16 protein-coding genes are annotated in these 20,919 nt (G+C 69.4%); 6 read left to right on the top strand and 10 right to left on the bottom strand.

What is annotated here, in order from left to right; genetic code table 11:
* Window positions 1-100: 100 nt before the first annotated feature.
* Window positions 101-1,042, bottom strand: a complete 942-nt coding sequence (locus AB0D14_RS19605) for a hypothetical protein (protein WP_362780562.1) — start codon at window positions 1,040-1,042, stop codon at window positions 101-103.
* Between the two features lie 277 nt (window positions 1,043-1,319).
* On the bottom strand, window positions 1,320-2,387 hold the full coding sequence (gene hemE / locus AB0D14_RS19600; RefSeq protein ID WP_362780561.1) for a uroporphyrinogen decarboxylase: 1,068 nt from the start codon (window positions 2,385-2,387) through the stop codon (window positions 1,320-1,322).
* A 224-nt stretch (window positions 2,388-2,611) separates the two neighbouring features.
* Here hemE and AB0D14_RS19595 point away from each other — a divergent pair, with 224 nt between their 5' ends.
* The 5 genes from AB0D14_RS19595 to AB0D14_RS19575 all read left to right on the top strand — a co-directional run bounded on the left by AB0D14_RS19595 (window position 2,612) and on the right by AB0D14_RS19575 (window position 9,587).
* Window positions 2,612-3,238, top strand: coding sequence for a DUF3000 domain-containing protein (locus tag AB0D14_RS19595; protein WP_362780759.1), 627 nt, complete (start codon window positions 2,612-2,614; stop codon window positions 3,236-3,238).
* Between the two features lie 489 nt (window positions 3,239-3,727).
* Window positions 3,728-4,390: a response regulator transcription factor gene (locus AB0D14_RS19590; protein WP_362780558.1), complete on the top strand. Its 663-nt coding sequence runs from the start codon at window positions 3,728-3,730 to the stop codon at window positions 4,388-4,390.
* 145 nt (window positions 4,391-4,535) lie between these two features.
* Window positions 4,536-5,822, top strand: a complete 1,287-nt coding sequence (locus AB0D14_RS19585) for a ribonuclease D (protein ID WP_362780556.1) — start codon at window positions 4,536-4,538, stop codon at window positions 5,820-5,822.
* A 406-nt stretch (window positions 5,823-6,228) separates the two neighbouring features.
* Window positions 6,229-7,455: an acetyl-CoA C-acyltransferase gene (locus AB0D14_RS19580; RefSeq protein WP_362780554.1), complete on the top strand. Its 1,227-nt coding sequence runs from the start codon at window positions 6,229-6,231 to the stop codon at window positions 7,453-7,455.
* Window positions 7,452-9,587, top strand: a complete 2,136-nt coding sequence (locus AB0D14_RS19575; RefSeq protein ID WP_362780552.1) for a 3-hydroxyacyl-CoA dehydrogenase NAD-binding domain-containing protein — start codon at window positions 7,452-7,454, stop codon at window positions 9,585-9,587. The genes AB0D14_RS19580 and AB0D14_RS19575 overlap by 4 nt, the downstream gene beginning before the upstream one ends.
* A 123-nt stretch (window positions 9,588-9,710) precedes the next feature.
* Here the strand turns inward: AB0D14_RS19575 and AB0D14_RS19570 are convergent, their stop codons facing one another.
* Window positions 9,711-10,748 carry a hypothetical protein gene (locus tag AB0D14_RS19570; RefSeq protein WP_362780550.1) on the bottom strand — a complete coding sequence of 346 codons (1,038 nt, stop codon included), beginning with the start codon at window positions 10,746-10,748 and terminating at the stop codon, window positions 9,711-9,713.
* Window positions 10,749-10,798: 50 nt separating this feature from the next.
* Here AB0D14_RS19570 and AB0D14_RS19565 point away from each other — a divergent pair, with 50 nt between their 5' ends.
* Window positions 10,799-11,173, top strand: a complete 375-nt coding sequence (locus tag AB0D14_RS19565; RefSeq protein WP_362780547.1) for an NTP pyrophosphohydrolase — start codon at window positions 10,799-10,801, stop codon at window positions 11,171-11,173.
* 46 nt (window positions 11,174-11,219) lie between these two features.
* On the opposite strand, the gene AB0D14_RS19560 is transcribed toward AB0D14_RS19565, so the two are convergent.
* The 7 genes from AB0D14_RS19560 to AB0D14_RS19530 all read right to left on the bottom strand — a co-directional run bounded on the left by AB0D14_RS19560 (window position 11,220) and on the right by AB0D14_RS19530 (window position 20,909).
* Window positions 11,220-12,743, bottom strand: coding sequence for an amino acid permease (locus AB0D14_RS19560; protein ID WP_362780544.1), 1,524 nt, complete (start codon window positions 12,741-12,743; stop codon window positions 11,220-11,222).
* A gap of 137 nt (window positions 12,744-12,880) precedes the next feature.
* Window positions 12,881-14,800, bottom strand: coding sequence for a 1-deoxy-D-xylulose-5-phosphate synthase (gene dxs, locus AB0D14_RS19555; protein WP_362780541.1), 1,920 nt, complete (start codon window positions 14,798-14,800; stop codon window positions 12,881-12,883).
* A 309-nt stretch (window positions 14,801-15,109) separates the two neighbouring features.
* Window positions 15,110-16,402, bottom strand: coding sequence for a sugar ABC transporter permease (locus AB0D14_RS19550; protein ID WP_362780538.1), 1,293 nt, complete (start codon window positions 16,400-16,402; stop codon window positions 15,110-15,112).
* Window positions 16,399-17,190, bottom strand: a complete 792-nt coding sequence (locus AB0D14_RS19545) for an ATP-binding cassette domain-containing protein (RefSeq protein ID WP_362780536.1) — start codon at window positions 17,188-17,190, stop codon at window positions 16,399-16,401. Before AB0D14_RS19545 ends, AB0D14_RS19550 begins: the two co-directional genes overlap by 4 nt.
* A 220-nt stretch (window positions 17,191-17,410) precedes the next feature.
* Window positions 17,411-18,520, bottom strand: coding sequence for a substrate-binding domain-containing protein (locus AB0D14_RS19540; protein WP_362780757.1), 1,110 nt, complete (start codon window positions 18,518-18,520; stop codon window positions 17,411-17,413).
* Window positions 18,521-18,653: 133 nt separating this feature from the next.
* On the bottom strand, window positions 18,654-19,853 hold the full coding sequence (locus AB0D14_RS19535; RefSeq protein WP_362780534.1) for an ROK family transcriptional regulator: 1,200 nt from the start codon (window positions 19,851-19,853) through the stop codon (window positions 18,654-18,656).
* A 195-nt stretch (window positions 19,854-20,048) separates the two neighbouring features.
* Window positions 20,049-20,909 (bottom strand): carbohydrate ABC transporter permease, encoded by an 861-nt coding sequence (locus AB0D14_RS19530; protein WP_362780755.1) that lies wholly within the window; start codon window positions 20,907-20,909, stop codon window positions 20,049-20,051.
* Window positions 20,910-20,919: the final 10 nt, after the last annotated feature.

Genomic DNA, 20,919 nt, shown 5'->3' with positions numbered 1-20,919 from the left:
GGTTGGTGGTGCGGATCAGTGGTACGCAGGTACCGGTGTGCCGGGCTGTGGCCCGGTGTGCCGATACCCGTGGGCGGTGTGCGTCCGTGGCGCGCGGCGGTCAGTCGCGCTCCGCGACGATGCGCACCGCCCGGTCGTAGGCCCGCTGACCGAGCCGGCGGTAGGTGTCGATGTCCTCGCCGAACCGGTCACGCAGGCGGTCCAGGTAGTACGTCTCGCGGGCCGTGGCCACCGCCCGCAGGGAGGTCCGGCGGGCGCAGGTGGCGTCCGCGACGGCGGTCTCGCGCTCGGCGGCGAACGCCTCGTCGGCGCGGGCCGCGCCCAGTCGGCGGGTGTCGGCCCGCACAGCGTCGCGAGCCGCCTGGGGGTCCTTGTAGGGCTGGTCCGCCTTCTTCATGCAGCCGGACCACGCCTTCACCGCCGCGGTGAACCGGCGGTCCTTCATGAGCTGCTCCCCGTAGAGGGAGTTGAGGCCCATGGCGGTCTTGCTCGCGCGGAACCACTCGGCCGGATCGCCGTAGAGCGTGCGCTCGGTCTCCTGGGTGCAGCCGCCGATACGTTTGCGGATCTCACCGCCGCGGCGGCCCGGCAGAGCCGCGCTGAGCATGCGGGCGCTGTCGCCGCCGTCCAGCGCGGTGTCGAAGGCGGCGCGCCGGGAGGCGGAAAGTCCTTGCCGGTAGGTGCCGATGGGGTTGCGCTCCCGCACCCGCGCACTCTTCGCTTCGATCCGGCTGCCGTACCCGTACGCGCGGGCCCACGTCACGTCGTCCTGGACGTAGCGCATCGGACGGCTCTCCCGCAGCGTCAGGCCGCGGTCCTCCCAGTAGGTGAAACCCTGACGCTTCATGCACTGCTTGGTCAGGCGCTGCATCGCGTCGGCGACGCGCAACTCCTGCTGCCAGGTCAGCGCCCGAGGCCGCCCGGCCGGATCCCGCTGCTCCTGACCGCCACCGCCACCGCCGTCGGCATCGTCGGCGCATCCCGTCATGGTGGCCGCGGCAACCGCCACGACCGCGCACAAAGACATGAGCGCACGTCCCATGGATCCGAGTCCCCCTCCAGCCTCGTGGGTCCGTGCCCCGTTGCCGCCCCTGCTCTCCGTGCGGCACCGACGCCGGTTCCCCCGTTTCCCACAGTCACGGGTTCTGCTGTGCTGACGCACTCAGAGTCGCCCCACCACTCACAGGGGTCGACGGGTTTCCCGTTGCCCACCGGGCGGGCAACCGGGAAACGAGGAGTGAACAGGGAGAACGCGAGGCCGAAGGAAACGCCGTACGGGCCGACGCGCGACAGGGCCTACGGGAATTTGACGACGGGGCCTAGGAGGCGGTGCGCGTGTGCACGTACTCCACGAGCCGGGTCAGGGCGTCCGGGTCCATGCTCGGCAGCACACCGTGCCCGAGGTTGAAGACGTGGCCCTCCAGACCTGCGGCCGCGTCGAGAACCTCCTGGGCCTTCTCCTCGACGACCCCGGTCGGAGCGAAGATCACCGCCGGGTCGAGGTTGCCCTGGAGCGCCTTGCCGGGGCCGACCCGCCGGGCGGCCTCGTCGAGCGGGACACGCCAGTCGACGCCGACGACATCCGCGCCCGCCTCGCCCATGGGGCCGAGCAGCTCACCCGTGCCGACACCGAAGTGGATGCGCGGGACGCCGTACTCCTCGATGGCCCGGAAGACCTTCGCGGAGGCGGGCATCACGGAGCGCCGGTAGTCGGCGGGGGCGAGGGCACCGACCCAGGAGTCGAAGAGCTGGACGGCGGAGGCGCCCGCCTCGATCTGCACCTTCAGGAAGGCGGTCGTGATGTCGGAGAGCCGGTCGAGCAGGTCGGCCCAGAGCTGCGGGTCGCCGTACATGAGGGACTTGGTGTGCTCGTGGTTGCGGGAGGGGCCGCCCTCCACGAGGTAGCTCGCGAGGGTGAAGGGCGCACCCGCGAAACCGATGAGCGGCGTCGGGCCCAGCTCACGGGTGAGCAGCCCGATGGCCTCGGTGACGTACCAGACGTCGTCGGGCGTCAGGTCGCGCAGCTGGTCGAGGTCGGCGCGGGTGCGGATCGGCTTCTCGACGACGGGGCCCACCCCGGGCTTGATGTCCAGGTCGATGCCGATCGCCTTCAGCGGTACGACGATGTCGCTGAAGTAGATCGCCGCGTCCACGTGGTGCCGGCGGACCGGCTGGAGGGTGATCTCGGCGACCAGCTCGGGCCGCATGCAGGACTCCAGCATGGGGATGCCCTCGCGCACCTTCAGGTACTCGGGCAGTGAGCGCCCGGCCTGCCGCATGAACCACACGGGCGTGTGCGGCACGGGTTCACGCCTGCACGCCTTGAGGAAGGCGGAGTCGTGCGTCGCGGTCGGCTGCTGGCCCTTGGGGCGGTCAATGGCACTCACGCCGAAAAGTCTCGCACGGCCCAGGGACGCTCGGAGCCCGGGTCCGGCGCGGGGGCGCCCCGGCCCGCACTGCGCGAACCGGCGCGTACAGGGGCGCTTTTCGGCAACGCGATCCGGACAGTGGTCCGGCGCACGGGTGTCTCTCCCTGCACGAAGGCCCCGTTCCCCTTAATCTTCCCCGCATGGCTGCGGCTCAGGGACGACTGTCGGACGGCACTGGCGGAATGGACGACCCGAAGGAGGGGGAGCGGGATGCGATGGAGGCGGCTCCGCTGCCTTTTCGAGCCGCCGTCGATGCGCTGAAGGCCGCGCGGTTGCGGCCGCAGATCGAGATCGAAACGACGAAGCCACCGCGGCGGCTCGCGCCGTTCGCGTACGCGCTGGAGGCCACGGTCGTCGACGGTGACGAGGATCTGGCGGACGGCCGCCTCATCCTGCTCCACGACCCGGCAGGGCACGACGCCTGGCAGGGCTCGTTCCGCATGGTGACGCTGGTCCGCGCGGAACTGGAGCCGGAGATGGCCGCCGATCCGCTGCTGCCCGACGTGTGCTGGTCCTGGCTGACCGGCGCTCTCCAGTCCCGCGGCCTCTCGTGCGGCGAGCCCAGCGGCACGGTCACCCGGGCCAGCTCCCACTACTTCGGCGGCCTCTCGGAGCGCCCCTCGGCGTCCCAGATCGAGATCCGCGCTTCCTGGACCCCGCGCGAAGGTCTGGGCGGCGTTCCCGACACGGCTTCCCACCTGGCCTCCTGGTGCGACCTCCTCGCCCAGATCGCGGGCCTGCCCCCGGCGGCCCCCGGCGACGCCTCGATCGTCACCCTCCCGCAACGGCGGGGTCCCCAGACCCGCTAGACCCGCTGGACCCGCAGATCCGCTGAACCCGCGTGACCGGCTGAACCGGCTGGACGCATAGCCCACGTCGGACCTGGAGCCGCGCCTCATGAGAGGCGCGGCTCCAGTCGTGTGTTCGGTCCCACCGCCCGCGGTCAACCTTCCGCCGCCTCTCCCCCTGCCGTGGGGCTCCGGGGAGCACGGAGTGCGCGGAGGGCGCGGGCAGCCGCGAGACCACCCCCGAACCCACTGCGGCCTGCACGAAAACACGTTTGCCCTTTTATCGATACGACCACTTTCAGCCCCGTATCGAAGCGGAGCGGACTCGTTTCGATCTTCGGATGATCGATCGCGCGTCCGAATTGCACGCATTGTTACTCACCAAATCGTGATCATTCTCTAAAGGCCGACAGGTTTGATGCCGAAGACCTCTGTGACCTTGAAAGCACGGTTCGTCCCGGCTTCATCCCCCACAGCCGGTCCCCCCGTCCCACACCCCCAGGAGGCCTGGTGTCCGTTCTCCTTGAGCAGCCCGCAAGCCTGGTCGCCTACCGCCCGAACAAGCCGACCGCGATGGTGGTCGTGGCCGACCCCCGCGTGCGCTCCACCGTCACCCGCCACCTCTGGGCGCTCGGTGTTCGCGACGTGATCGAGGCTTCGTCCGTCGCGGAGGCTCGTCCCCGCATCGGCAACCCCCGCGACATCTGTGTCGCAGACGTCCATCTCCCCGACGGCTCCGGCCTCACCCTCCTGTCCGAAACCCGAGCCGCGGGCTGGCCGAACGGCCTGGCCCTGTCCGCCGCCGACGACATCGGCGCCGTACGCAACGCCCTCGCGGGCGGCGTCAAGGGCTACGTAGTCACCGGCACCCGTACGAACATCGGGCTTCCCACCCGGCCGGGCGTCGCTCCCATCGGCTCGGCCGCCGCCCGTATGCACCGCCGCCCCCCGGGTTCCCCGAGCCACCCGGGTGGCTACCGCGAGCTGTCCGGCCGCGAGGTCGAGGTACTCCGGCTGGTGGCGGAAGGCCAGTCGAACAAGGCCATCGGCGTCTCGATGGGCCTGTCCGCGCTGACCGTCAAGAGCCACCTCGCCCGCATCGCCCGCAAGCTCGGCACGGGCGACCGTGCCGGCATGGTGGCGGTGGCCCTGCGCACCGGAATCATCCACTGACCACCGACAGAACCATCCCTTCGGCATGAACCAGGACGCTCCGCTGGTGCAGGATTCACCGACCTGACTGGTTTACGCCCCTCAGACGCCCGTCGACGGAACGTTCAGTCGACGGGCGTCGGCCATACACAGATACCCTTGACAGGTGACCGACGCCCAAGAGACCGCAGCAGACAGTTCACTGCGAACCACCGGAGGCGCTCCTCCGGACGACGTCGAACCGGCGCCGATCCCACTGCTGGAGCCCCGCGACGGAATTCCGCCGGTGATCACCGACGAGGACTCGCTCGCCGAGATGATCGCCGCGTTCGGAGCCGGCAGCGGCCCCGTCGCCGTGGACGCCGAGCGGGCGTCCGGCTATCGCTACGGCCAGCGCGCGTATCTGGTGCAGCTGCGGCGCGAGGGCGCCGGGACCGCGCTGATCGACCCCGTCGCCTGCCCTGATCTGTCGGGCCTCGGCGAGGCGCTCTCCGGTGTGGAGTGGGTGCTGCACGCGGCCACACAGGATCTGCCGTGTCTGCGCGAGATAGGTATGGTCCCCAGCAGGCTGTTCGACACCGAGCTGGCCGGCCGGCTCGCCGGGTTCCCGCGGGTCGGCCTCGGTGCGATGGTCGAGGGCGTCCTCGGCTTCGTACTGGAGAAGGGGCACTCGGCCGTCGACTGGTCGACCCGTCCGCTGCCCGAGCCGTGGCTGCGCTACGCCGCGCTCGACGTGGAGCTGCTCGTCGACCTGCGGGACGCGCTGGAGAAGGAACTCGACCGGCAGGGCAAGCTGGAGTGGGCCCGCCAGGAGTTCGACGCGATCGCCTCGGCGCCCCCGCCGGAGCCCCGCAAGGACCCCTGGCGCCGTACCTCGGGCATGCACAAGGTGCGCCGCCGCCGGCAGATGGCGATCGTGCGGGAGCTGTGGGAGACCCGGGACCGTGCGGCGCAGCGCCGTGACATCTCGCCGGGCAAGGTCCTCAGCGACGGCGCGATCATCGAGGCCGCACTGTCCGTGCCGGCCAATGTGCACGCGCTCGCCGCGCTGAACGGCTTCGGGCACCGCATGGGCCGGCGTCAGCTGGAGCAGTGGCAGGCGGGCGTGGACCGGGCGAAGGTGCTGCCGGACGCCGAGCTGCCGCAGCCGGGGCAGCCGTTGACCGGGCCCCCGCCGCCACGGGCCTGGGCCGAGAAGGATCCGGCCGCCGCGGCGCGGTTGTCCGCGGCACGGGCCGCCGTCTCCGCTCTGGCGGAGACCCTCACCATGCCTCAGGAGAACCTGATCACTCCGGACACGGTTCGGCGGGTCTGCTGGGAGCCGCCGGCTGCTCCGGACGCGGCGTCCGTGGCCGCTGCCCTGGCCGGGTACGGGGCCCGGGCCTGGCAGGTCGAGCAGGTTACGCCGGTGCTTGTGGCCGCGCTGGCCGCGAAGGCCAAGACCAAGGAGTAGGTCCTGGCCGGCTCATCACCTACTTCGTGGCCCCCCTCGCGAATCCGTTGTAGATGTAGCACTGGAGGAACAGGGGCGTCGAGATCAGGCCAAGATCCTCGGACCGGGCGCGACGATGTACCGGAACTCGTGCCGGCGGTTCGGGCAACACGGGCGACACGGTCGCGCGGAACTTCCCGCCTTGCTGTGCCGGCTGACGCACCCGGCCACCGGGGAGGAGGGCGCGAGGAACTGCGCGACCAGCCACAGATCACCCGCGGGTGCCACGGAAAGCCGTGTGACCTTCGCCGCTCAAGCCCGTGGGACTGGGCAGGTCGGTTACCCGCAAGTAGCATGGCAGGTGAGCGCGCGCTCAGGGCGTGTGTGCCGCGCAGTAGTGCCATCCCGCATCTGGAGGAGAGCCATCGTGCCTCGTACCGTCAGGGACGTCGTCTTCGTCGACGGCGTCCGCACCCCGTTCGGCAAGGCGGGCCCGAAGGGCATCTACCACGAGACCCGTGCCGACGATCTCGTCGTGAAGGCGATCCGGGAGCTGCTGCGCCGCAACCCCGGACTCGACCCGAAGAAGATCGACGAGGTCGCCATCGCCGCGACCACGCAGATCGGCGACCAGGGTCTGACGCTGGGCCGCACGGCCGGGATCCTGGCCGGGCTGCCGCAGTCCGTGCCCGGTTACTCGATCGACCGTATGTGCGCCGGTGCGCTGACCGCCGTGACGACCGCCGCCGGCTCCGTCGCGTTCGGCGCGTACGACGCCGTCATCGCGGGCGGTGTCGAGCACATGGGCCGCCACCCGATGGGCGAGGGCGTGGACCCGAACCCGCGGTTCGTCAGCGACAAGCTGGTCGACGAGTCGGCCCTCTTCATGGGCATGACCGCGGAGAACCTGCACGACCGCTACCCGGGCATCACCAAGCAGCGCGCCGACGAGTACGCCGTGCGCTCGCAGGAGAAGGCCGCCAAGGCGTACGCCAACGGCAAGATCCAGCAGGACCTGGTGCCGGTCTCGGTGCGCAACACCAACGCGGAGGTCGGTGAGACGGGCTGGGGCCTGGTCACCGCCGACGAGCCGATGCGTCCGGGCACCACGCTGGAGAACCTGGCCGGCCTCAAGACGCCGTTCCGGGTGCACGGCCGGGTCACCGCCGGTAACGCGGCCGGTCTGAACGACGGCGCCACCGCCTCGATCATCGCGTCCGAGGAGTTCGCCCGCGAGCACGACCTGCCGGTCAGGATGCGCCTGGTCTCGTACGCCTTCGCGGGCGTCGAACCCGAGGTGATGGGCTACGGCCCGATCCCGGCGACCGAGAAGGCCCTCGCCAAGGCGGGCCTGTCGATCGAGGACATCAACCTCTTCGAGATCAACGAGGCCTTCGCCGTCCAGGTCCTCGCCTTCCTTGAGCACTACGGCATCGCCGACGACGACACGCGCGTCAACCAGTACGGCGGCGCCATCGCGTACGGCCACCCGCTGGCCTCCTCGGGAGTCCGGCTGATGACGCAGCTCGCCCGACAGTTCGAAGAGCACCCCGAGGTCCGTTACGGCCTCACCACCATGTGCGTCGGCTTCGGCATGGGCGCCACGGTGATCTGGGAGAACCCGCACCACAAGGACGCCGGAGGCGACAAGTGAGCACCACTGAACTCCTGAAGGGCGCAGCCGAGCTGTTCCCCGACGAGGTCGTGACGTCGGCGCACGTGCGCCACCTCGACCTGCCGTTCGGCGCCGGGCGTTTCGCGCTCATCACGCTCGACAACGGCCTCGACCACACCAAGCCGACCACCTTCGGCCCGGCCTCGCTGGCGAACCTGAGCCTCGCGATCGACCAGGTCGAGAAGGAGGCGGCGGCCGGCGAGATCATCGGCGTCGGCGTCACCGGCAAGCCGTTCATCTTCGCCGTCGGCGCGGACCTCAAGGGCGTCGAGCTCCTGAAGGACCACAAGGACGCGCTCGCCATCGGCAAGGGCGGCCACGAGGTCTTCAAGCGCCTCGCGACGCTGGCCGTACCGACCTTCGCGTACTACAACGGCGCGGCCATGGGCGGCGGCGTCGAGGTCGGCCTGCACTGCGCCTACCGCACGGTGTCCGCGTCCCTCCCCGCCTTCTCGTTGCCCGAGGTCTTCCTCGGCCTGGTGCCCGGCTGGGGCGGCTGCACCCTGCTGCCGAACCTGATCGGTGCGGACAAGGCCGTCTCGGTGATCATCGAGAACTCGCTCAACCAGAACAAGCAGCTCAAGGGCGCCCAGGTCTACGAGCTGGGCATCGCCGACGCCCTGTTCGAGGGTGCGGACTTCCTGGAGCAGTCGCTGATCTGGACGGCGTCCGTCCTCAAGGGCGAGATCGTCGTCGACCGTCCGGTCATCGACCGCGGCGAGGCCTGGGACCAGGCCGTCGCCAAGGGCCGCTTCATCGCGGACAGCAAGGTGCACGGGGCCGCTCCGGCCGCGTACCGCGCGCTGGACATCATCGCCGCCGCCAAGAACGGCGACCTCCAGCAGGGCTACGACGCCGAGGACAAGGCGCTGGCCGACCTGATCATGGGCGGTGAACTGCGCTCCGGCATCTACGCGTTCAACCTCGTCCAGAAGCGCGCCAAGCGTCCGGCGGGTGCTCCGGACAAGTCCCTGGCACGTCCGGTCACCAAGGTCGGTGTGGTCGGCGCGGGCCTGATGGCCTCGCAGCTCGCCCTGCTCTTCCTGCGCCGCCTGGAGGTGCCGGTCGTACTGACCGACATCGACCAGGAGCGCGTCGACAAGGGTGTGGGCTACGTCCACGCGGAGATCGACAAGCTGCTCGGCAAGGGCCGGATCAACCAGGACAAGGCCAACCGCCTCAAGGCCCTGGTGACGGGTGTCCTGGACAAGGCCGAGGGTTTTGCGGACGCGGACTTCATCATTGAGGCCGTCTTCGAGGAGATCGGCGTCAAGCAGCAGGTGTTCGCGGAGGTCGAGGCGGTCGCCCCGGCCCACGCGATCCTCGCCACCAACACCTCCTCGCTGTCCGTCACCGAGATGGCGTCGAAGCTCAGGAACCCCGAGCGGGTCGTGGGCTTCCACTTCTTCAACCCGGTCGCGATCCTGCCGCTCCTTGAGATCGTGCGGGGCGAGGCGACGGACGACGCCGCGCTCGCGACCGCCTTCGGTGTCGCCAAGAAGCTGAAGAAGACCGCGGTCCTGGTGAAGGACGCCCCGGCGTTCGTCGTGAACCGCATCCTCACCCGCTTCATGGGCGAGATCCAGAACGTCATCGACGAGGGCACGCCGGTCGAGGTCGCCGAGAAGGGCGTCGAGCCGCTGGGCCTGCCGATGTCGCCGCTGGTCCTGCTCGAACTGGTGGGCCCCGCGATCGGTCTGCATGTCTCGGAGACCCTCAACCGGGCCTTCCCGGAGCGCTTCACGGTCTCCCCGAACCTCGCGGCCGTCGTCAAGGCGGGCAAGCGCGGCTTCTACGTGTACTCCACCGAGAATCCTGCTAAGCCGGAGCTGGACCCCGAGGTCGCCGCGCTGCTGAAGCAGGGCGATGTCGTGCTGACCGAGGAGCAGGTCCGCGCCCGCGTCCTGGACGCCGTCGCGCAGGAGATCGGGCTCATGCTCGACGAGGGTGTCGTCGCCGAGGCGCAGGACATCGACCTGTGCCTGATCACGGGTGCGGGCTGGCCCTTCCACCTGGGCGGTATCACGCCGTACCTGGACCGTGAGGGTGTCTCCGCCCGCGTGAACGGCAAGCCGTTCCTGGCGACGGGTGTGGCCTCCGTACCGGCGTAGTTCCGCCGGACGGGCTGAATCTTCAGCCCGTCCGGCGTTTGAGGACGAGCGCGTTCAGCGCGATTGCGGGGGTCTGGGGGCGGCAACCCCCAGGTACGGGACGGGAAGGGGCGGAGGGGGCGGTCAAACGGGTCGCCAGGCCTCCAGGGCCAGGCCCGGCTCGTCCTTGCGGCGGGTGAGCAGGAGCGCGCCGGTGGTCGGGGCGAGGCTCGCCGCGACCACCCGCCCATCCGCGTCCTCCGCCAGAGACACCTGGGCGTCCGCGGGGAGTTGCGGGCCCGAGTCGGTCCACCAGGCCCCCGCGGACTCCTGCTCGGTGGGATACGCGGCGAAGGCGACCCGGCCGCTCGCGGAGCGCTGGGCGAGCAGCGTGCAGTCGACGTCGTCGAGCGTGCAGCGGATCGCGGACACCGCCCCGGGCCCGGCACAGCCGAGAAGTTCCACGGGCTCCGCACCGGCCCGCCAGGCCCACACGGTGTCCTTCTCGTCCGTGAAGAACAGGGTCACGTGCTCGTCGGAGGTGACCAGCGCCCGCAGGGTGCCCGGCCGGACCGACACCTTCAGGGGCTCGTCGTCGAGCGCGGGAACATGGCCCGGACCGGCCTGGGTCCAGCGCAGAATGCCGGTCGGCGTGGCCGCGTACAGCTCGACGAGCCCGGACGACCGGGTGACGGCTGCGAGTTCGCCCGTGACCTCACGGCCCTTGATGTCCCGCCAGGGGCCCCAGCCGCCGCGTTCCTTCTGGCCGCGCATGCTGACCCCGCCGCCCTTGTTGCGTACGAAGACATGCGCGCGGCCCTCGGCGTCCACGGCGACCGCCGGTACGCCGGTCTGCTTCCCCTTGGCGTTGGGGTGCCCGAGCCGGTTCCAGTCGAGCGCTGCGAGATGTGGCCGGAAGTGGGTGGAGTGGACGAGTCCGGCCTCGCCGGTTTCGGTGGGACGCCAGGAGACCAGGTGGGCGTAGGAGTCGGCTCCCTGGCCGACCGCGAGCACCGGGTTCAGACGCTGGTCGCCGCCGACCGTGCGGGGGGTCGTCCAGGGGCCGCCGGGACGCTGCTCGGCCCAGCACCACACCGCTTCCTCCAGCGGAGCGTAGGCGCTGAGTCTGCCGTCCCGGCCGCGTATGAGCCATACGCCGTTGAGTGTGCGTACCGTTGACACTCCCCCACTCTAATCGGCCGGGTGATCCCCCTCCGTGCGACCCTGGCCGTATGGACGCTCCCCCTCTTGTGATCGTCGATGCCGCCAACGTGGTCGGGTCGGTCCCCGACGGCTGGTGGCGCGACCGCCGGGGCGCCGCGGAGCGCGTACGGGACCAGCTCGTCCCGTACGCCACGGACGGCCTGCCGGGCATCCCGGGTCCGCTGGAGCTGATCCTCGTGGTCGAGGGAGGCGCCCGCGCAGTGACGTCCGTCCCCGGTGTACGTGTCGACGCGGCGCCCGGCAGCGGTGACGACCGCATCGTCGAGCTGGTCGCCGAACACGCCGACCGCTCGCGCCTGGTGGTCACGGCGGACCGCGAACTGCGGCGCAGGGTGACCGAGTTGGGCGCCGGGGTTACGGGCCCACGGACCGTCCGCCCGTAACCCCGTAACCCCATACGGACCCACACGGAACCACATGGACTCGTACCTACCCGGCGTCCTTGCCCGGCGGGTTCGCGGTCCGGCCTGCGGCTGCCTTCTGGTCTCGCCCGAGTCGGCTGTGCGAGCGGCCGTACACGAAGTACACAAGGAAGCCGATCGCCATCCAGATGCCGAACCGCAGCCACGTCTCGGCGGGCAGGTTCAGCATCAGCCACAGCGAGGCGAGGACCGACACGACCGGCAGCAACGGGACCAGCGGGGTGCGGAAGGAGCGCGGCAGCTCCGGGCGCGTGCGGCGCAGGATGACCACGCCGATCGCGACGACGACGAACGCGAACAGCGTGCCGATGTTCACCAGTTCGGCGAGCTCGCTGAGGCTGGTGAAGCCGGCGACGATCGCGATGATGACGCCGAGCAGGATGGTCGGCCGGTGCGGGGTCCTGAAGCGCGGGTGGACGTGCGAGAAGAAGCGGGGCAGCAGTCCGTCGCGGCTCATGGCGAAGAAGACCCGGGTCTGGCCGAGCAGCAGGATCATACAGACGGTGGTGAGGCCGACGGCGGCGCCGAAACTGATGAAGCCCGCGTACCAGGGGTGGCCGGTGGCCTTGAACGCGTCGGCGAGCGGGGCGTCCACGGACAGCTTGGTGTAGTGCTGCATGCCGGTCACGACGATCGACACCGCGACGTACAGGGTCGTGCAGATGATGAGTGAGCCGAGGATGCCGCGGGGCATGTCCCGCTGGGGGTTCCTGGTCTCCTCGGCGGCCGTCGCCACGACGTCGAAGCCGATGAAGGCGAAGAAGACGACGGAGGCGGCGGTGAAGACGCCCATCACGCCGAAGTTGGAGGGCGCCCAGCCGAACATCAGCTGGACGAGCGGGGAGTCGAGGCCGCTGCCCGCCTCCACGGGCTTCGCCTTCGGGATGAACGGGTCGTAGTTGTCGCCCTTGATGAAGAAGGCACCGGCGATGATCACGACCAGGACGACCGTCACCTTGACGGCGACCACGACGGCGGTGACCCGCGCGGAGAGTTTCGTGCCGACCACGAGGATGGCGGTGAGCACCAGCACGAGGGCGGCGGCGAGGATGTCGAAGCCGAAGCCGTCGGCCCCCTCTCTCCCGCTGAGGGCCGCCGGCAACTGCCAGCCCGCGTTGTCCAGCAGCGAGGCGATGTAGCCGGACCAGCCGACCGCGACCACCGCGGTGCCGAGCGCGAACTCCAGCACCAGGTCCCAGCCGATGATCCAGGCGGGCAGCTCACCGAGGGAGGCGTACGAGAAGGTGTACGCGGAGCCGGCCACCGGGACGGTGGACGCGAACTCGGCGTAGCAGAGCGCGGCGAGCGCGCAGACGACCCCGGCCACGACGAAGGCCAGGGCGACGGCGGGGCCGGCGTTGTTCTTGGCGACCGTGCCGGTGAGGACGAAGATGCCGGTGCCGATGATGACACCGACGCCGAAGACCGTCAGATCCAGGGCGGACAGGGATTTCTTGAGCGCGTGCTCCGGTTCCTCCGTGTCCTGGATGGACTGCTCGATCTTCTTCGTCCTGAAGAGGGTGTTGCTCACGGGCGTACCTCCCACGCTTGTCGTCCTCGACATGATCGAGAGGGGGCGTAGTCCGTATGCCCCGGCGCGTGGGATTTCACGCGAATGGGCCGGTTCCACCACCGTAAAGGGTGCTGGAACCGGCCCACTCGGGTCGGTCAGTCGCGGGCGGCCTCCGCCGTGGCGTTCGCGTGTTCGAACCTGCCGTCGAGCCTGGAGACGAGTCCGGTGACCTGCCGGGCGATGTCCGGTGCGGTCAGTCCGATCTCGGCCATGACCTCCTTGCGGGAGGCGTGGTCCAGGAAGCGCGGCGGGATGCCGAAGTCGCGCAGGGGAACGTCCACGCCCGCGTCGCGCAGGGCCTGGGCGATGGTTGAACCGACGCCGCCGACACGGGAGTTGTCCTCGACGGTGACGACCACACGGTGGCGCTCGGCGAGCGGGGCCATGGCCTCGTCGACGGGCTTGACCCAGCGGGGGTCGACGACGGTGGTGGAGATGCCCTGCTGGTCGAGGAGGCCGGCGATCTCCAGGCACATGGGCGCCAGGGCGCCGACCGACACGAGGAGCACGTCCGGGGTGTCGGTGCCGGGCTCCCGCAGGACGTCCATGCCGCCGACGCGGCCCACGGCGGGTACGGCGGGGCCGACCGCGCCCTTGGAGAAGCGGACCACGGTCGGCGCGTCCGTGACCTCGACGGCCTCGCGCAGCTGGGCGCGGACCTGGTCGGCGTCACGCGGCGCGGCCAGTCGCAGGCCCGGCACGACCTGGAGGATCGACATGTCCCACATGCCGTTGTGGGAGGCGCCGTCGGTGCCGGTGACGCCGGCCCGGTCGAGCACGAAGGTGACCCCGCACTTGTGGAGGGCCACGTCCATCAGGACCTGGTCGAAGGCGCGGTTGAGGAAGGTCGCGTAGACCGCGAAGACGGGGTGCAGGCCGCCGGTGGCGAGGCCGGCCGCCGACACGGCCGCGTGCTGCTCGGCGATGCCGACGTCGTACACCCGGTCCGGGAAGGCCTTGGCGAACTTGTCGAGGCCGACCGGCTGCAGCATGGCGGCCGTGATGGCGACGACGTCCTGACGCTCCCGGCCGAGCTTGACCATCTCCTCACCGAAGACGGACGTCCAGTCGGCGCCGGACGAGGCGATCGGCAGGCCCGTGTCGGGGTGGATCTTGCCGACGGCGTGGAAGCGGTCGGCCTCGTCCTGGAGGGCGGGCTGGTAGCCGCGGCCCTTCTCGGTGAGGCAGTGCACGATGACCGGGCCGCCGAAGCGCTTGGCACGGGCGAGCGCGGACTCCAGGGCCTCCATGTCGTGCCCGTCGATGGGCCCGACGTACTTCAGGCCCAGGTCCTCGAACATGCCCTGCGGGGCGATGAAGTCCTTGAGGCCCTTCTTGGCACCGTGCAGGGTCTCGTAGAGCGGTCTGCCGACGACGGGCGTGCGCTCCAGGAGGTCCTTGCCGCGGGCCAGGAAGCGCTCGTAGCCGTCGGTGGTGCGCAGGGTCGCCAGGTGGTTCGCGAGGCCGCCGATGGTGGGCGCGTACGAACGCTCGTTGTCGTTGACGACGATGACGAGCGGGCGGTCCTTGGCGTCGGCGATGTTGTTGAGCGCCTCCCAGGCCATGCCGCCGGTGAGGGCCCCGTCGCCGATGACGGCGACCACGTGGTCGTCTCTGCGCAGGACCTCGTTGGCCTTCGCGAGGCCGTCGGCCCAGCCGAGGACCGTGGAGGCGTGCGAGTTCTCGATGACGTCGTGCTCGGACTCGGCCTGTGAGGGGTAGCCGGAGAGGCCGCCCTTCATCTTCAGCTTCGAGAAGTCCTGGCGGCCCGTGAGCAGCTTGTGGACGTAGGACTGGTGTCCCGTGTCCCACAGGATCCGGTCCTTGGGGGACTCGAAGACCCGGTGCAGGGCGATGGTGAGTTCGACGACGCCGAGGTTGGGGCCGAGGTGGCCGCCGGTCTTGGAAACCGCGTCGACGAGGAAGGTCCTGATCTCGTCGGCCAGCTGGTCCAGCTGCTCCGGGCTGAGCCGGTCCAGATCGCGCGGTCCCTTGATGCGGGTCAGCAGCGGCACCCGTGCCTCCTTGCAGTAGAGCGTTCGAGCGTTGCCGGGCCTGTCGAGTCTAATGTTCCGCCTCTGGCGGCGGCGCCCGGGCTGTGCGTCGTACGTCACGCGATCGGCCGTAGAACATCTCGCCCGACCCGACTCCTCCCAAACGCCCCAACCAACACGAAAGTGCCCGACACCACCAAGGGTGCCGAGCACTCGTGCCAGAGGGGCCGCGCCCCTCAAGGGGCGCGGGGAACTGCGCGACCAGCCACTACAGGCCCGCAGCCGCCCCACACCCCAGACCCTGCGGTCCAGCCGCGCAACCGCGCAGCGTTATGCGCGGCCGGCCGTCTTCTGCGTCTTGCGCGTGATCGAGTCGATGACGACCGTGGCCAGCAGCACACCACCGGTGATCATGTACTGGACCGGCGTGGCGATGCCTTCGAGCGCGAGCCCGTACTGGATCGAGGTGATCACCATGACACCGAGCAGCGCGTTCCACGTACGGCCGCGGCCGCCGAAGAGGCTGGTGCCGCCGATGACGGCCGCCGCGATGACGTTCATCAGGAGGTCACCCGCGCCGGCGCTCTGGTTGGCCGCCGCGATCTTCGAGGCCCAGAACAGACCACCGACGGCGGCGAAGAAGCCCGCCAGGGCGAAGACCGAGACGCGGACCGCCGTGACGTTGATACCGGCACGACGGGACGCCTCGACGCTGCCGCCGAGTGCGAAGATCTTGCGGCCGTAGCTCGTGCGGCGCAGTACGAAGTCGCTGAGGACCAGGACCAGGACGAACAGCAGCAGCGCCAGCGGAAGGCCCTTGTACTGGTTGAACATGATCGCGGCGGCGAACGCCACGATCGCGAGCAGGGCCGTGCGCATGATCAGGTCGCCCAGGGGCCGGGACGGGATGCCCGCGGCCTCGCGGCGGCGGCTGTCCAGGAAGCTGGTGACGAAGAAGAGCACCACAGCGACGAGCGCGAGGCCGTAGGCGGCCGCGACATCCGAGAAGTAGTACGTGGTCAGCTTGCCGACCACGCCGTCGCCGTCGATGTTGATGGTGCCGTTCTCGCCCAGGATCTGGAGCATGAAGCCGAGCCAGAACAGCAGTCCTGCCAGGGTGACCGCGAACGCGGGGGCGCCGATCCGGGCGAAGAAGAAGCCGTGCAGCGCGCCGATGGCCGCACCGCTCACGAGGGCGACGAGGACGGCCAGCCACTCGTTCACGCCGTGGGTGACGCTCAGTACGGCGGTGATGGCACCCGCCACACCACTGACCGAGCCGACCGACAGGTCGATCTCGCCGAGCAGCAGCACGAAGATGATGCCCACCGACATCATGCCGGTGGCGACCATCGCGACGGCGATGTTGTTGAGGTTCTCGGCGGAGAGGAAGGCCGAGTTCAGGCTCTGGAAGATGACGCAGATGGCGATCAGGCCGATGACGACCGGGACGGAGCCCAGGTCGCCCGCCCGCATCTTGCGCTTGAACTCACCGACGTAGCCGGCCAGGCCCTGCTCGCGCACGAGCAGCCGGGGGTCGACCACGGTCACCGCGTCGGCGGCGGCCTCGGGGTTGGCGACGACGTGGTCGTCCGTGGTGGCGGAGGTCTTGTCGATGCTCACTTCTGAGCCTCCCCGTTGCTGCGCGCCGCACGACGGGTCACGGCGTTGTCCGTGGCGCCGGTGATGGCGGAGATGATCTCTTCCTGCGAGGTGGCCTTGACCTCGAAGACGCCGTTGTTCTGGCCGAGCCGGAGCACGGCCACCTTGTCGGCGACGGCCTTCACATCGGCCATGTTGTGGCTGATGAGGAGGACGGCGTGGCCGCGCTCGCGCAGCCGCTCGACCAGGTCGAGGACCTGGGCGGTCTGCTCGACACCGAGAGCCGCGGTGGGCTCGTCGAGGATGACCAGTTTGGGCTCGCCGAGCATGGAGCGGGCGATGGCCACGGTCTGGCGCTGACCGCCGGAGAGCGAGGCGATCGGGATGCGCACGCTGGGGATGCGGATCGACAGCGTCTGGAGCAGTTCGCGCGAGCGGCGCTCCATCTCGACCTCGTCCAGGATGCCGCGCTTCTTCAGCTCACGGCCCAGGTAGAGGTTGCCGACGACGTCGATGTTGTCGCACAGCGCGAGGTCCTGGTAGACGGTCGCGATGCCCAGGTGCTGGGCGTCGTGCGGCTTGTTGATCTGGACGGTTTTGCCGTCCCATTCGATGACACCCTCATCGATGGGGTGCACGCCGGCGATCGTTTTCACCAGCGTGGACTTTCCGGCGCCGTTGTCGCCGACCAGGGCGACCACCTCGCCGGCGTGGACCTCGAGCTCTACGTCGGTGAGCGCCTGAACGGCACCGAACCGCTTCGAGACCCCGCGCAACGCCAGAACAGGCGTAGCGGACACGTTGACCATCTCCTTCGCCGCCTGACCCGGCGGGAGGTTGTGCAGAAGAATTCGGGGGGAGTGAAGTGTTCCGTCCGGCGCCCCGCCCTAGCTGCGGGGCTGGTGGTTGCGGGGCGCCGGACGGGCTTCGAATACGACCGTCCCTTGTGGGCCACATCTGTGGCCCACAAAACCCGTACGGGAATTCAGTAGCGCGAATTCACGTACGCGGTAAGGGACTTGTCGTCACCTAGTTCAGGCCGACCTTGCCACAGGCAGTCTTGAACTTGGGGGTGCAGATCTCGTCGACCGTGTAGATGGCTTCCTTGATGACCGTCTCGTTGATGTTGTCCTTGGTCAGCGAGACGACCGGGACGAGTACCGACGGGACACCCTTGGTGGTGGGGCTGTCGACCTTGGTCTTGGCGATGGAGTCGAGCTTCTCGCCCTTGGCGAGAGCGACGGCCATCTGCGCGGCGACGTCCGCCTCCTTCGGGTAGGACTTGTAGACGCTCATGAACTGCTCGCCCGCGACGATGCGCTGCACGCCCGCGAGCTCGGCGTCCTGGCCGGTGACCGGCGGGAGCTTGGAGACGCCCGCGGCCTTCAGGGCGGTGATGATGCCGCCCGCCATGCCGTCGTTGGCGGAGTAGACGCCGACGATCTTGTTCTTGCCGATCGCCGAGATCGCGCCTTCCATGTTGAGGTTGGCGTTCTCCGCCTTCCACTCCTTGGTGTCGTACGACTTGGCGATGTCGACCTTGCCGTCGAGCTCGGAGAGCGCGCCCTTCTTGAAGAGCGCGGCGTTCGGGTCGGTGACCGCGCCGTTCATCATGACGATCTTCGCGGAGGGCTTGGCCTTGTCGCCCAGGGCCTCCAGGAGCGCCTTGCCCTGGACACGGCCGACCTCTTCGTTGTCGAAGGAGGTGTAGGCGTCGATCGGGCCCTCGGCGAGGCGGTCGTACGCGACGACAGGAATGCCGGCGTCCTTGGCCTTCGTCACGCCGTTGGCGATGGCCTTGGAGTCCACCGCGTCCACGATCAGGACGTCCACCTTGTTGGTGATCATCGTCTCGACCTGCTGGGACTGCGTGGTGGCGTCCTGCTTGGCGTTGGCGTAGACGATCTCGCCCTTGTCGTTCGTGAGCTCCTTGACCTTCTTCTCGATCAGGGGCTTGTCGAACTTCTCGTACCGCGCGGTCTGGTTCTCCGGAAGGAGCAGGCCGACCTTGATGTTGTCACCCTTGGCGGCGGTCTTGCTGGAGTCGTCACCACTGTCGTCGGCCTTGTCGGCACTGCCACAGGCGGCCAGCGAGACGGCCATCGCACCAGCGGCAACAGCAAAGGCGGCGCGACGCATACGCGTATTCACTTCAGAAACCTCCCTGACGAGGCCGCGACGTTGCGACCGAGGTGGCTGGAAGTCAACTCGGCCGCAGGTGCGACGTCAAGAAGTAAATCCTTAACGAGATGGCAACGGTGCCATCCGTTCTCTAAGTGAAGGCAGGAGTACCAGCGGTGAGCGACCCGTCCAAAAGGGTTGAATCGCCCATCTCGCTGAGCGCGAGGGCGAGCGCCCCGAGGACTTCCGCCCGCCCGCCGAGTGCCCCCGGCAGAACGGTCAGCTGACGTGCCGCACTGGGAATCGCATAGCGGCCGACGGACTCCCTGATGGGGCCCAGCACGAGCTCTCCGGCCTCGGCGAGATCACCGCCGAGCACCACCCGGCTGGGATTGAGCAGGTTGCACAGATTGGCGACTCCACTGCCGATATGTCGGCCGACGTCGGCGATCACCCGACGGCAGCCAGGGTCTCCGTCCCGCGCCAGCCGCACGACACCTTCCATGGTCAGGTCCGTACCGTGACTGGACTGGAGGAGGGGCAGCACGTAGCGCGCCGCCGCGAAGGTCTCCAGGCAGCCCCGGTTGCCGCAGCGGCAGACCGGGCCGGACTCATCCAGGGTAATATGCCCGATTTCTCCCGCCGTGCCACCTGGGCCGCGGTAGATCTTGCTGTCGATCACGAGTCCGGCGCCCACACCGCTCGCGACCTTGATGTACGCCAGGTCGCGCACACCCCGGCCGCTCCCCCAGACCAGTTCGCCGAGGGCTCCCAGGTTGGCGTCGTTGTCCACGTGCACCGGCACCCCGAGCCGCCCCTGCAGCTCCTCCGCGGGTTTGGTGCCGGTCCAGCCCGGCAGGATCGCGGTGGAGCCGAGCGTTCCGGACTCCACGTCGATCGGTCCGGGCACGCCCAGGCCCAGGCCCGCGACCTTCGTACGGTCCACGCCGGTGGCCGCGATCAGGCGGTTGACCAGCTGTTCCGCGCGGTCGAAGCCCTGTGCGGCGGAGGCGTCCACATCGAGCGGCTCGGACTCCTCGGCGAGCACCTGGTGCGCCAGGTTGCCGACCGCGACGCGCAGATGCGTATGGCCGAAGTCGACGCCGATGACGATGCCGGCGTCGCCGCTGAGACTGACGCTGCGGGCCCTTCGGCCGCCCGCCGAGGTGGGTGTGACCTCGACCGTTCCGCCGTCCTTCAACTCCCGGACGATGTTGGAGACCGTGGCCGCGGACAGTCCCGTCGCCCTCGCGATCTCCGCCTGCGTGAGTGACCCGGCCAGGCGCACCGCACGTACGACCCGTTCGAGATTGGCTCGGTGCAGCGACGACTGCGACCCCGGAGTCTCCACGACGACCTCCTGCGTACGGGGCCGCCTCGGTGAGGCCCCGTCTATGTCCAACTAGTGAACCCTAAGCTGAGCCGTTGGGGTTGCCTCCCGTCAAGAGGTTGAGCAAAGGGGGTGCGTCCGCGCAGCTGTTCACACCAGCGTGGCCCCGGAGTCATTCCGGGACCACCCTCGCAAACCGAACCGACGGTCGAACCGTTACTTGAGCGCGCCGGCCGTCAGCCCCTGCACGACCTGGCGCTGGAACACGATGTACGCGGCGAGCACCGGCAGCATCGCCATCACGAGGCCGGCGAAGAGACCGGACCAGTCACCTTTGTATCCCTGGCTGACGGCCAGTTGGACGAGGCCCTGGGTGAGCACCTTGTCGTCCGGCTCGGTGTTGAGCACCGTCGGCAGCAGGTACTGGTTCCACTGCCCCAGGAAGTTGAAGATGGTGATGCTGATCAGACCCGGCTTGGCCATCGGCAGCATCACCTGGAAGAACGTCCTGGTGTGCGAGGCGCCGTCCACGAAGGCCGCCTCGGCCACCGAGGTCGGCAGCGTCCGGAAGAAGGCCGTCATGAAGAACACGGTGAACGGCAGCGAGTAGGCGATGTAGACCAGGACGAGGCCGGGCAGCGTGTTCAGCAGCGAGAGGTTCTGCATGACGTAGAACAGCGGGACCAGCGCCAAGATGATCGGGAAGCTCATCCCTCCGATGAAGAGGAAGTAGATGAAGCGGTTCCCGGGGAAGTCGAAGCGCGCGAGGACGTACGCCGCCATGGAGCCCAGCAGCATGGTGCCGAGGAGCGAGAACCCCACCACGATGATCGTGTTGAGGAAGTAGTCGCTCATGTTCGCCGAGGTCCAGGCGCGCGACCAGTTGTCGAAGTGCAACTTGTCGGGCAGCGCCCACGGCGAGCTGAAGATGTCCTTGTCCGTCTTGAACGAGGTCATCACTGCCCAGAGCAGCGGCAGCACGACCATGAACGCCCAGAGGACGAGCATGCCGTGCGAGAAGATGTTGAGGGTCCTGCCCTCGGGGGTCTTCTCCTCCGGCGCGGCCACGGCCGTCATCTTGCTGACG

The sequence above is a fragment of the Streptomyces sp. NPDC048484 genome (genome assembly GCF_040651415.1).
GTDB lineage: Bacteria > Actinomycetota > Actinomycetes > Streptomycetales > Streptomycetaceae > Streptomyces.
The sequence above is the reverse complement of the archived record's forward strand: the minus strand, read 5'-3'. Positions and strand labels throughout refer to the sequence as shown.